This window comes from Bradyrhizobium sp. HKCCYLRH1034 (assembly GCF_051168375.1).
Classification (GTDB): domain Bacteria; phylum Pseudomonadota; class Alphaproteobacteria; order Rhizobiales; family Xanthobacteraceae; genus Bradyrhizobium.
In genome coordinates, this window is the sequence record NZ_JBNPUW010000007.1 from 308,729 (window position 1) to 320,959 (window position 12,231).

General features: G+C 63.7%; 8 protein-coding genes. 1 reads left to right on the forward strand and 7 read right to left on the reverse strand.

Annotated elements, in window-relative coordinates:
- Positions 1-24: 24 nt before the first annotated feature.
- From ACQR0W_RS19155 to eno, 3 genes are all read right to left on the reverse strand, one after another.
- Positions 25-1,020 carry an MBL fold metallo-hydrolase gene (locus ACQR0W_RS19155; protein ID WP_315750944.1) on the reverse strand — a complete coding sequence of 332 codons (996 nt, stop codon included), beginning with the start codon at positions 1,018-1,020 and terminating at the stop codon, positions 25-27.
- A 119-nt stretch (positions 1,021-1,139) separates the two neighbouring features.
- On the reverse strand, positions 1,140-2,282 hold the full coding sequence (locus ACQR0W_RS19160) for a zinc-binding dehydrogenase (protein ID WP_316187140.1): 1,143 nt from the start codon (positions 2,280-2,282) through the stop codon (positions 1,140-1,142).
- A gap of 39 nt (positions 2,283-2,321) precedes the next feature.
- Positions 2,322-3,605 (reverse strand): phosphopyruvate hydratase, encoded by a 1,284-nt coding sequence (gene eno / locus ACQR0W_RS19165; protein ID WP_315738192.1) that lies wholly within the window; start codon positions 3,603-3,605, stop codon positions 2,322-2,324.
- A gap of 167 nt (positions 3,606-3,772) precedes the next feature.
- Between eno and queF the strand changes: the two genes are divergently transcribed.
- Complete coding sequence (queF, locus tag ACQR0W_RS19170) at positions 3,773-4,249, forward strand: preQ(1) synthase (protein WP_316187141.1); 477 nt, start codon at positions 3,773-3,775, stop codon at positions 4,247-4,249.
- A gap of 90 nt (positions 4,250-4,339) precedes the next feature.
- On the opposite strand, the gene ACQR0W_RS19175 is transcribed toward queF, so the two are convergent.
- The 4 genes from ACQR0W_RS19175 to ACQR0W_RS19190 form a co-directional block, all read right to left on the reverse strand.
- Positions 4,340-8,143: a hypothetical protein gene (locus tag ACQR0W_RS19175; protein ID WP_316187142.1), complete on the reverse strand. Its 3,804-nt coding sequence runs from the start codon at positions 8,141-8,143 to the stop codon at positions 4,340-4,342.
- 1,422 nt (positions 8,144-9,565) lie between these two features.
- Positions 9,566-10,777: an MFS transporter gene (locus ACQR0W_RS19180; protein WP_316187143.1), complete on the reverse strand. Its 1,212-nt coding sequence runs from the start codon at positions 10,775-10,777 to the stop codon at positions 9,566-9,568.
- On the reverse strand, positions 10,777-11,640 hold the full coding sequence (gene kdsA / locus ACQR0W_RS19185) for a 3-deoxy-8-phosphooctulonate synthase (protein WP_316187144.1): 864 nt from the start codon (positions 11,638-11,640) through the stop codon (positions 10,777-10,779). The genes ACQR0W_RS19180 and kdsA overlap by 1 nt, the downstream gene beginning before the upstream one ends.
- A gap of 117 nt (positions 11,641-11,757) precedes the next feature.
- Positions 11,758-12,084, reverse strand: a complete 327-nt coding sequence (locus ACQR0W_RS19190; RefSeq protein ID WP_316187145.1) for an NIPSNAP family protein — start codon at positions 12,082-12,084, stop codon at positions 11,758-11,760.
- Positions 12,085-12,231: the final 147 nt, after the last annotated feature.

The window sequence follows — 12,231 nt, forward strand, 5'->3', positions numbered from 1 at the left end:
CCTCGCAATGACGCTAACCGATATTCAGATCACCGGATTCCACGGCGCCGGAATCAGCCGGTACTTGGCGCCGTCCTTCTCGACATAGCCCACTGAAGGGAACGAGAAGTGGAAGCCGATCACCTTGGCCTTCTCGGCGGCGGCCATGTCGTAGAACCTGTGCCGCGTGGCCTGCGCCATCTCGGCATCGGTGTCGAACATCACGTGCCAGTCGGGGTTGCGCAGGAACAGCTCGGGAACGTTGGTGACGTCGGCCTGGATCAGGACCCTGGCGTTGCCGGACGCGACCGCGAACGAGGTGTGTCCCGGCGTGTGACCGGGCGTGCCGAGCGCGGTGATGCCGGGCGCGACCTCCTTGTCCCACTCGTACTGAGTGATATTGCTCTCGAGCCCGCCGAACACCTTCTTGAAGTTGGCGAAGTTGCCCTTCATCAAGTCGGTCTGCGCCTTGGCGGCGTTCTCGTCGCTATTCCAGAACGCCCACTCCTTAGCCGGCACCTTCAGCTCGGCGTTCGGGAACGCCAGCGAGCCGTCCGCGAGCTTGAGGCCGTTGATGTGGTCCCCATGCATGTGGGAGAGCACGACGACGTCGATGCTCTTCGGATCGACGCCGGCGGCAGCGAGGTTCTGCAGCGTGCGGCCAACCGCGCCCTTGCTGGCCTCGAAGGCGCCAGCGCCGTTGCCGGTGTCGATCAGGACCAGCTTGGAGCCGGTGTTGATCAGCTGCGGATTGAAGGGGATCGTGATCATGCCCTTCGGCATGTAGGCGCTTTCGGCAGCCGCGAGCGCGTCGTCCTTCGCCGTGTTGACGACGAACGTGTCGGGCATCGGGAAGGTGCGCGCGCCGTCATTGACGGAGGTGCATTCATAGTCGCCGACCTTGTAGCGATAGAAGCCGGGCGCCTGCGCGCCGGCGGGTGCAACCGCTGCGCGTGCCCGTCCGGCCAGCGGCGGCAAAGCGGTTGCAGCCCCGGCGAGGGCCGCACCGGCCAGAAATCGACGGCGATCCAATCGGGTCATGACAAATCTCTCCTCAGTGCTCCATGCGGCTGACACCGCCCCCAGACAAACGGGGCGGATTGTCTCCGCATGCGGGCCAAACGCAAGCCCGTCAGCAACGTCCGAGGAGCGACGTTAGGTCACTTCTCTTTGTTGGGGTCGATGAGGAATTTTTCGCCGGTGGCCCGTTTGGCGTACACGGCAAGGTTGGCCGGATCGAGCGCCTCGGACAAGGAAACGACCTTGGTGTAGTGGCTCGCAAAGGTCGTCTTCAGCTCGTCGACGACGCGCTGGCGCAGCCGCTCGGTATCCGCCTTGCCGATCTTCATCAGGAAGGGAAACAGCAGCCAGCCGCCGACGCTCCAGGTCATGCCGAAGCCGCGCGTGATCTCGGTCGGGCGCGTGTCCAGGCTGCCGTAGATGTAGACCTGCTTGTGCACGTTCGAGCCGTAGCGGCTGTAGGGATGCTTGCCGGACTTGTTGATCGCAGCTTCCATCGCGTTGAGGATCTGGCCGGCGAGCTTGCCGCCGCCGATCGCATCGAAGGCGATGGTCGCGCCGGTCTCGACCAGCGCCGCGATCAGGTCGTCCATGAAAGTCGGCGCCGTCGAATCCACGATGTATTTCGCGCCGATGCCGCGCAGGATCTCCGCCTGTGCTGCACTGCGCACGATGTTGACGAGCGGGATGCCGTCCTTGAGGCAGATCTTGTTGAGCATCTGCCCGAGGTTGGACGCGGCCGCGGTATGCACCAGCGCGGTATGGCCCTCGCGCCGCATCGTCTCGGTCATGCCGAGCGAGGTCAGCGGATTGACGAAGCAGGATGCGCCCTCGGCCGGCGTGGTGCCGGCCGGCAGCGGCAGGCATTCGGAGAGCTTCAGGCAGCGATACTGGCTGTACATCGCGCCGCCGATGGCCGCGACCGTGCGGCCCATCAGCGCCTTGGCGGCATCCGACGACCCGGTCTTGACCACGACGCCGGCACCCTCGTTGCCGACGGCCAAGGACTCGTCGAGCCGGCCGGCCATCGCCCGCATCCCCGCCTCCGGCACCTTGGCGGTGATCACGGGCCGGTCCTTGGTGCCGGACGCCTGCAGGGTCGACAGATCGGCCGCGCCGACGAGGAGGCCGAGATCGGACGGATTGATCGGCGCCGCCTCGATCCGCACCACCACCTCGTCCGGCCCCGGCTCGGGGGTCGGCACGTCGACCAGCGAGAGCTCGAGCTCGCCGCTGCGCCTGATCAACGTCCGCAGTTGCAGGCCCTGTGTCTCGACACCCATGCGTGCCTCCCTTTTTTCTTTGGTTAGCCTGGTCCAGACTCAGGCCAGCGCCTTCAGCGCCGCCCTGCCCGCATATTTGGCCTGCGCGTCCAGCTCCTGCTCGATGCGCAGCAGCTGGTTGTACTTGGCGGTGCGGTCGGCGCGCGCCAGCGAGCCGGTCTTGATCTGCCCGCAATTGGTGGCGACCGCGAGATCGGCGATCGTGGAATCCTCGGTCTCGCCGGAGCGGTGCGACATGACAGCGGTGTAGCCGGCCTTGTAGGCCATCTCGACCGCGGCCAAGGTCTCGGTCAGCGTGCCGATCTGGTTGACCTTGATCAGGATCGAGTTGGCGCGGCCGTTGCGGATGCCGTCGGCGAGACGGTTGACGTTGGTGACGAACAGGTCGTCGCCGACGAGCTGGCACTTGTGGCCGATCAGGTCGGTCAGCTCCTTCCAGCCGTCCATGTCGTCCTCGGACATGCCGTCCTCGATCGAGGCGATCGGGTAGCGGGCGACCAGATCCGCAAGATACTTGGCCTGCTCGGAGCGCGAGCGCGACTTGTTCTCGCCCTCGTAGACGTACTTGCCGTCCTTGAAGAACTCGGTCGCCGCGCAGTCGAGCGCCAGCATGACGTCCTCGCCGGCGGTGTAGCCGGCCTTGCCGATCGCGCTCATGACGAAGTCGAGGGCTGCGTCCGCCGACGGCAGGTTCGGCGCGAAGCCGCCCTCGTCGCCGACATTGGTGTTGTGGCCGGCCTTCTTCAGCTCGGCCTTGAGCGTGTGGAAGATCTCCGAGCCGCAGCGCAGCGCCTCCGCGAAGCTCGGCGCGCCCACCGGCATGATCATGAACTCCTGGAAATCGATCGGATTGTCGGCGTGGACGCCGCCATTGACGATGTTCATCATCGGCACCGGCAGGGTGCGCGCCGAGGTGCCGCCGACATAGCGATACAGCGGCATGTCGTAGGAGATCGCCGCCGCCTTGGCGCAGGCGAGCGAGACGCCGAGAATGGCGTTGGCACCGATCCGGCTCTTGTTCTCGGTGCCGTCGAGCTCGATCAGGATCTGGTCGATCTGGACCTGGTCCTGCACCGACATGTCGCTGAGCGCCTCATAGACCTCGTCGTTGATGGCTTCGACGGCCTTCAGCACGCCCTTGCCGAGATAGCGGTGCTTGTCGCCGTCGCGCAGCTCGACCGCCTCATGGGCGCCGGTGGAGGCGCCGGACGGCACGGCGGCGCGGCCGACCGAGCCGTCCTCCAGCACGACGTCGACCTCGACCGTGGGATTGCCGCGGCTGTCCAGGATTTCGCGGCCGATGATGTCGACGATGGCGGTCATGGGGTCCTCTTACGGGCTTCTGGTGGGCGTTGCTGCGCCGCTTCTACCGCAAGGTCACGGGGGCGAAAAGGCCAAGAGCGGCAGAACTGGCGTCGAAATCACGAACCGGATGACGCATGGCCGGAGATTGGCTAAAGCGGCGCCAATTGCGACGGATGACACAAAACATGGCGAAGAAATCCACCCCAGCCCTGACATCGGCCGGCCTTCAGCTCGGCCGCGAAGTGGCGGCCCCGGACAGTCCGGAGGCGGCCCGGCTCGACCGCGTCCCCAACCCGCAGAAGGACACCGATTACCTGGCCCGTTTCACGGTGCCGGAGTTCACCTCGCTCTGCCCGGTAACCGGCCAGCCGGACTTCGCCCACCTCGTGATCGATTACGCCCCCGGCCCCTGGCTGGTGGAATCCAAATCGCTCAAGCTGTACCTCGCGAGCTTCCGCAACCACGGCGCCTTCCACGAGGACTGCACCGTCGCCATCGGCAAGCGCCTCGCCGCCGAGATCAAGCCCAAATGGCTGCGCATCGGCGGCTACTGGTACCCCCGCGGCGGCATCCCGATCGACGTGTTCTGGCAGATCGGCAAGCTGCCGAAGGGCCTGTGGGTGCCGGACCAAGGCGTCGCGCCGTATCGCGGGCGGGGGTGATCGGCACGTTGATCTGAGGCCGGAAAACTGGACCATTTTTGGCTAGAGACATGGGGTATGCGCGGCAATATCCATCTATCTAAGGCGCGTTTAGTCCTCGAACCGGCGATTGCGAGACCTGCTCTCTGCTGCCTCGTGCCGGCGCTCGGCAGCGATCCTCTCCTGCAGTACAGCTTTGGCGGCGCCGAGCGCATCGATAAGCACGGGTGTCTGATCAATAGGAAGCTGCTCAAGGAGCCTGAGCCGTCCTTCTAGCTTGGTCGCAAGCGAACCGCTCCAGCTCGTGGGATGAAGGCGCCGCACAATCTCCTTAAGCACAGCCTGGGGATCAGGCGCCTTGGCAAGGAGCTTTGCCGCCAAGGGAAGCCATTCATGCGGCTCTTTGTTTGCAGAGCACTTATACAAGCTAGCAGATGCGCTCATAATCGGATAGCGGATAGCTGGGGCCGCATCGCACCAGGCAAGGATAACATCGTCGGAGACAACTCCCATCGGGTTCTTGTCGAACCGGCGAAAGTCGGCAAAGGCCTGCACCGCCGTATCCCTGGCCTTGGCGTCGCCGGAAAACGCTTCGTCCAGCACGACGGTCGGATGAACCTGAAGGAGTCCCGTCATCAGATCGTCTTGGTCATGCGCGTGTATGTCATAACGGCGGACGGCAACCATCATCTTTTGGACCAAGCGCCGCACGACGGGAATTCCCTCGTCGCCGACCAGCGACACCTGAGCGATCCGCCCAAGTTCTCGATCCTCTCGATCGGTACGCCGGTCTTTCTTATGAAACTCGAACACATCCAATAGTACCCGGCCGACCTCGGCCACTTCGGGCGCAGGCAAACGCTTGTCTGCCGCATCAGCAAATAAACGCATCGAGAGAATTTCCAGCGAAACCATCAGTCCGCCGGTCTTGCTTGCAATAGCACGCAACAGATCGCGGAATTGAGGCCCCGGAATTCCATCGCTCACGCGGCCATAGGCCAGTACGTAAAACTGGGTGATATCGGCTTTGCCAAGTTCAAGCGCGTCGTGCAGTCGCTTGAGCCCGCGGTCGTCGATGGGAACACTTGCCTGCAACTGAGGAAAGTATGGTCCGAGCGATGGGTGCTGCAGCGCTTCGTCCAACATCTTATCGGTCAGCTTGGAGTCCCGTTTTTGCAAGCCGGCCAAGAAACCGCCAATTACTCCCGTCGCGGGCTTCTCTGTGGTCCCAAATTCGGTGACAAACGCCTGCCAAATCTCATACGGCTTTTCGGTGCTGCCCGCGAGGCCTTCGCCGAAGAGCGGAACGCGCGAGCCACCCTTCACTAAGCCCGGCAGCAGGGTCTTGAACGCCTCGTCGTCTTTCGCGACATCCCTGCCCAGATTTTCAACCGTTCGGTTCATGCGCGCGTTGGCACCTGCGTAGTCATCGTTCTCGACCTCATCGAGATCATCAAGATCGACGCTTCCGCCGCCGGCTCCGAGAACCACCCCCTTCACCTGATTGACTAAGTCCTTTGGCCGAAGCGCTTCTTCCAAAGCGGATAGTCGCTCGCAGATCTCAGGCGGCATGTGCTCGCCGTCATAAATTCGAGTCTGGCGTACGGCTACCCAACCTTCGCGCCAAAATCCTTTCTTGGCGATCTCTTTCATGAGATTCTCAAGAGCATCGATTTGCCCGGCGTTTGACCAGAGCCCTCGGAACTCACGGGCGATCGAGGTCCGAACACCGGCTGCGGCAGGATCATCGGACCAAGCCACGGGCGAGACGAGCTGCAGGACCGCGCCGAACCAATCCTGCACATCCTTCCCGGTCGGTGGGAAATAGCCATAGTCACGGGAACGCGCACCAAAGTCAAAATTGTGGGACGACGAGAAGTGATCAGTCTTCAGGACGGCATCGAGCGACTGAAATCCAAGCGCGCGCAGAGCAGGATCATCTGACCGGAGCAAGCCTTCCAGCACCTTAAGGCGCATGGTAATCGGCGCATGAGTTCCGGAAAGGACAATATGAAAGAGCGTCGGCACGATACCTGCTGCGCCGTTGTCATCCTCGGATTCCACCGCTTGCGCAAACTTGATCAGGAGCGCGATGGCCCGCTCGAATTGCGCTGGTTCGTAAGCCAGTGACCGCAGAAGCCGCACGACATGCGCGCTCTTGGCTAGTGTCGCGCGGTCCGCGTCCTTCAACGCACGTTCGATAGCGGCCAAGGTTTCGTCCGGCATGACCGGAGCGACGTTCGCCAGCATCGTGCGCTCGTCTCCGCCCAGATTAGGTATGTCCGCGAGCATGCCGCCGGGCGCGAACCATCCTTCCACGATAGCTCGGGCCTCCTTGCTGCCATCGAGGTAACCCAGCCGCCGCGAGAAGGAACGCCGCAGGCGCACGGGAGCGCTCGTTACGAGCACATTCAGAATCGTTGCGGCAGGAATGTTCTGCAACGCGAGGGTCGCAAGGCGGTTGGCGATGGCATGCGGCAACACGGCGCGCCATTCCGCGCGTTCCTGCAGCAAGTCGCGCCGCTTCAGTTCTGCAATGGCCGCATAGACCTCCGATATGGGCTTACCGATAAGCCCAGAGAGAATGGGTAGCTCTGCGCCGTTACCCTCTGTTTTGACCCCCTCGAAGGAATACACCAGCGAACAAGCCTGTGCGATCAGGAGCAAATCAGGGTCATGCTCATGACGTTGTTGGAATAGCCGTTTGAACAAATCGGAATCGCTAAGGCCGCTGACGGATTCGTTCTTTCCAACTGTCGCGGCGAGCGCGAGCGCGACACGCGCATTGCCGCCTGAGAATTCCGCGATCGTGCCGGCATCAGTCTGCGAGATTTCTGGGTAGCGGCGAGCCACCAACTTTTCGATTAGGGGCAGTGACGACGACTCCAGCGCGAATACATCGGTGCCCTCCGGCTGGTCATCGCGGATATCGTATTCAACCGTAATAACGCTGATCGTTGAGTTCGCCGTGCGCGCTAGCTTCGCCAACTCGCCGTGGAGCTCGGAAGGGCAATTGTCGATGACAAGGATTCCCCGCCTGCCTGCGGCGATGAGGTCGGATGCAAGGCCAATCGGCGGCGGGCTTGGGTCCTCCGCAACGTTCGTGTAGTACGCAAGCGATGGATCGAGGCTGTCCTGTCCAATCTTGCCGTCGAATAGCGCCTCGCAAAGCCGCGTCTTTCCGACCCCTGATAATCCAACCAGCCGCGCCACCTGCCGCGGTTGGCCGAGAATCTTACGTATGCGGTTGATGCCATCGATCGCGCTGAGCCCGTCTGCCTCGTCCTTGTCTCCGGTCTTGATCCGCGCTTCGCCATCGAACAGGTAGTCATCGTCGACACCGCCTGGAGCGCGGGACCAGGAGGCGAAGGATTGCCAGCCCGGAATCGATTTGCCGATCAAAGACCGGACCCATGGGATAAGACCCGGATGATCGCGGAGCCAGGTCGCCACACGGTTGCGGTCATAGAAATCGAGTGCGATTTTCGATGCGTCAGCGATGCCCTCTACCGCATCCGCCATCGCTTTCTTGCGGTTCTTCAGTGCGGAGTGAGCCGTGGACCCTGTTGCACTTACAATGATGTAAGCGCCCGATGCCTTAGCGAGATCGAGAAGGATAGGGCGCACCACGCCACCAGGCTTCATCTCATCGAGAATTTCCTGTCGGGGCATATCGGGCTTTTTGACTTGAAACCCCGTCTCGGGACGCGGGATGAAGCCACCGATCCTGGCGCCTGAGGGCAGCCCCACGTGCACGTCAAGGCCACCATCTTTAGCCGTCTGGCTGCCGCCCCAGGTTACGTGCGAAACCGAGTGATCCTGCCGGCGGAGCTCGGCCTCGGAGAGCCTCCCAATCAGCGCGCGCAGATCCGTGTCATTCAGATGGGAAATATCGTCCCCGGTGATCTCGAACATGGTTCGAGGCTAGGTAAGACGTTCAGTATCGTCAATCAAAGATAGAAGTCAGAAGCCGGATATCCCCCAGGGACATCTGGTGGTGCATCGTAATCCTCATTCCGCGGCCGCGAAATCGGGGTCTCGCCCGCGTGTGCCGAAGTGAACGTAGGAGTCGATATAAGCTAGCCGATAGGCGTTCGCCGTACCGCGGTCATTGATCCGGCTCTCGGTACGCTCGACATGGATGAGGCGCTGATGGCGGGCTTGATCCGATGATCGATTGCGGCGTATTGCTCGATCTTGTCATCGCTTAGGTGTGCCATGTTGGTCTCGCTCGATCGGCGGCGCGCGAAGAGATAGATTACGGTGACCGTTTAATTAGTTCGTGATCCGCCCGGACACACTGAGCGCACTGTCACCTTGATCCCCTGTCACAGAAATTTCCGTGTCTCACTTGAGGGGTGCAGTCCAGCACAGTCACCGTAATCTCCCAGCGTCGATCCATGACCCCTGAGTCGCCCGACGGGTGCGCTCCCACTCGGCTTTCCCATCCTTCGCGACCAACAAACCGCTGCTCCCGAGAGCCGTTTTTTAGCGCGCTTTCAAGCCGATCCTTCTGTCCATACCTCCCGCTAAAAATATTCCACTTTCGCTTTATCGGAATTTGTGATTGACTATCGTCGTCCCGTCTCGATCAGAGGGGCGCTTCGCGGTCGTCACGGACGTTGAGGCGGGATGCGGTGGGCGTGTCGGGTCGCAGCGTGATCAGTCATGCGGACGAACGAGCCTGATGCGCCGGCGAAATCGTATGGTCCTGGCCTCCCGACGCTGAGGCTACGCTGGTGGTGATGATCCGCCGGTCACGGGGGCAAGACAGCCCGGTCCCCGGGGAGAGTACGTATAAGCCGCCCAACCATCGCGCGGGGAATGCCGGGATGTCTCGGCTGAACCTGTGGTTCCTGCCGCCAGCATTTTTTTCTGCTGGCGGGCCATGGGGGCGGCCAGCTCCCGGCATTCCCCGCGCCCTCTTCTCAGAAAGAGGGCATGTCCCAAGGCAAAGCTCGGACGCAGACGCGCCGCGAGATGGCGGCGGTGCGTCCCGCGGCCAACGAAAGCGCCGATATGTCTCAGCCGCGCATCTTCAGCATCGAGAGCGAGAAACGCCCTCGCCGCACTTTCCCAGGACCATCGCAGCTAACGATGGGCATTTTGCCCTCGCCCGTCTCCACGTCGTCATGGCCGGCCTTGTCCCGCCTGCGCGGCCGAAGCCGCTTCGGCGCGGCGAAGGCCCGGGCATCCACGTCCTTCTCAGCGCGCCGAACGACGTGGATGGCCGGGACAAGCCCGGCCATGACAGAGCAACAAATTAGCAGGCGTTGCTGCCGCGACGGGACCATGTCTTCAGATGCAATGGGCCCGCGCCCGTGTCCGACATGGCCGTCAGCTGACCGCCGCATCTGCCGGCGGCCGCTGCCGCAGCAGCGCGGCGCAGGCGAAGCCGAGCGCGACCATCATGATGGCGGCGATCAGCAAGGTCGGCTGCTTGCCACCGTGGACCAGGCCGAAGCCGTAGGCGATCGGGCCGACCGTCTGGCCCATGAAGAAGAAGAACGAGTGCAGCGACATCGCGGTCGCGCGCGCCCCGATCGACAGCTCGCTGGCGAACACCTGCAGGCAGCCATGGATCATGTAGAAGCCCCAGCCCATCAGCATCATGCAGCCGAACTGCAGCTTCCAGCCCGGGCCGAAGGCGAGCGCGGCGAGCTGCAACCCGACCAGGGCAGCGCCCGTGATCATCATGCCCTTGACGCCGAGCCGCGGCAGGAAGTTCGACACCGTGAACGTGTAGAACAGGCCGCCGACCGCGAAGCCCGCGATGACGATGCCCGCGATCGACAGCGAGGTCTCGCCGAGATCGAACAGGAACGAGGCGATGAACGGAAACAGCCCGAACACGCAGCAGCCTTCGACGAACACGGCCGAGAAGCAGAAGCGCGAATTGGGATTGGTGAAGATGGTGCGGTAGCCCTTCCTCAGCGCGGCGAGATCGGTGGTCGGCGCATGTGTGACCTTGGCGCCGCGAAAGCCTGCCGCCACCGCGAAGGAGGCGATCAGCCCGAGCGCGCCGAGGATCGCAAGCACGCCACGCCAGCCGATGAAATCGCCGATGATGCCGGATGCCGTCGCGCCGAGCAGGTTGCCCGCCATCGAGCCCGCGAGCGTGCGGCCGATCGCGACCTGCCGCTTGTCGGGCGCGACGAGATCGCTGGTCAGCCCAAGCGCCACCGGAAACACGCCGCCCGAGGCGATGCCCGCGAGGATGCGCGTCGCGAACAGCAGCGGAAACGAGGTGGCGAGCGCGCCGAGCAGGCTCGCGACGCCGAGCAGCGCCAGGCACAACGTCATCAGCCGCGCCTTGCCGAACAGATCGGCGGCAGCGCCGATCGCCGGCTGGATCAATGCGTAGATCAGCGCATAGCCGGCGGCGATGCTCGCCGCCGTGGTGATGCTGATCGAAAAGTCTTCGGCGACATGCGGCAGCACCGGATCGAGCGCCCGCGTCGACAGCGCCGCCGAGAAGCCCGCGAGGGCGATGATGTTCACCGCCGGCGGAAACTTCTGCCCCGCGGGCTTGGCGGCGGTCTGGTGCATCAGCGCCCGGCGTCCGCCGCCGGCGCCTTGGCGAGTGCATCGAACGCCATCAGCGTTCGTAGCAGACCCTCGAACTGTGCGAGCGGAACCATGTTCGGCCCGTCGGAGGGCGCATGATCGGGATCCGGATGCGTCTCGATGAAGACGCCGGCGACGCCGACGGCGACGGCCGCGCGTGCGAGCACCGGCACGAATTCGCGCTCGCCGCCCGAGGACGTGCCCTTGCCGCCCGGCTGCTGCACGGAGTGGGTCGCATCGAAGATGACCGGCGCGCCGGTCGTGCGCGCCATGATCGGCAGCGACCGCATGTCGGAGACCAGCGTGTTGTAGCCGAACGAGACGCCGCGCTCGGTGACCAGCACGTTGCGATTGCCGGAGCCCGTGATCTTGGCGACCACGTTGGCCATGTCCCAGGGCGCCAGGAACTGGCCCTTCTTGACGTTGACGACCTTGCCCGTCGCCGCGGCCGCCAGCAGCAGGTCGGTCTGCCGGCACAGGAACGCGGGGATCTGCAGCACGTCGACGGCCTGCGCCACCTCGGCGCACTGGCTGGCGTCATGCACGTCGGTCAGCACGGGCAGGCCGAGAGAGGAGCGGATCTCGGCGAAGATCGGCAGCGACTGCGCCAGGCCAAGCCCACGCGCAGCGGAGGCGCTGGTGCGGTTGGCCTTGTCGAACGAGGTCTTGTAGACGAGCCCGATGTTCAGCCGCGTCGCGATCTCCTTCAGCGCCGAGGCGACCTCGAGCGCATGCGCGCGGCTCTCGAGCTGGCATGGGCCGGCGATCACGGCGAGCGGCAGGTGGTTGCCAAACTTGACGGAGCCGAGGCTGACGACCGGCGCGGCAGAGATCGGAGCGTTCACGACATCATCCTCATGTGGGCGCGCGACCATGGCCCAGCGCTGGCGTCCCGATCAACCCGGCGTGTGCCGGCGAATAGCAGGGTTGCGGGATCGGTCATCCCCGCCCCTCCCCAGCCTCTATTTCAGCGCCGAAAACGCCGTCGGCACCAGGAACTGGCTGGTGATGTTGGCGACGATCTGGCCGTCCTCCTCGCTCTTGGCGCGCGCCGCGATCCAATCGGGATCGGTCATGAACTTGGTCCACTTGGTCTCGCGCTCGGCGAGCGATTCCCAGGCCAGGAAATAGGTCAGGTCCTGGTTGGATTCGCCGATCAGAGTCGTGAAGAAACCGACCGGGCGGATGCCGTGCTTCTCCCACAGCTTCAGCGTCGTGTTTTCGAAGCGCTTCAGCAGCGCCGGCAGCCGGCCCGGAATGCAGCGATAGATGCGGCTCTCGTAGATCATCTGATCCTCCCTGATCTTTTCTGGCTTCGCGCGATCGGGGAGCGTTGTCGCAACAATCGTCGCGGCCGTCAAAGGTCGCGTTGCGCGCCTCGGCCGTCGTTGCGAGGAGCGTCAGCGACGAAGCAACCCAGAGTCACGCCCGCGACT

What these genes read in the sequence shown, in the direction of transcription:
- ACQR0W_RS19175 (WP_316187142.1), bottom strand. Translation starts at nt 8,143, where the DNA reads ATGTTCGAGATCACCGGGGACGATATTTCCCATCTGAATGACACGGAT.
- eno (WP_315738192.1), bottom strand. Translation starts at nt 3,605, where the DNA reads ATGACCGCCATCGTCGACATCATCGGCCGCGAAATCCTGGACAGCCGC.
- queF (WP_316187141.1), top strand. Translation starts at nt 3,773, where the DNA reads ATGGCGAAGAAATCCACCCCAGCCCTGACATCGGCCGGCCTTCAGCTC.
- ACQR0W_RS19180 (WP_316187143.1), bottom strand. Translation starts at nt 10,777, where the DNA reads ATGCACCAGACCGCCGCCAAGCCCGCGGGGCAGAAGTTTCCGCCGGCG.
- ACQR0W_RS19190 (WP_316187145.1), bottom strand. Translation starts at nt 12,084, where the DNA reads ATGATCTACGAGAGCCGCATCTATCGCTGCATTCCGGGCCGGCTGCCG.
- ACQR0W_RS19160 (WP_316187140.1), bottom strand. Translation starts at nt 2,282, where the DNA reads ATGGGTGTCGAGACACAGGGCCTGCAACTGCGGACGTTGATCAGGCGC.
- ACQR0W_RS19155 (WP_315750944.1), bottom strand. Translation starts at nt 1,020, where the DNA reads ATGACCCGATTGGATCGCCGTCGATTTCTGGCCGGTGCGGCCCTCGCC.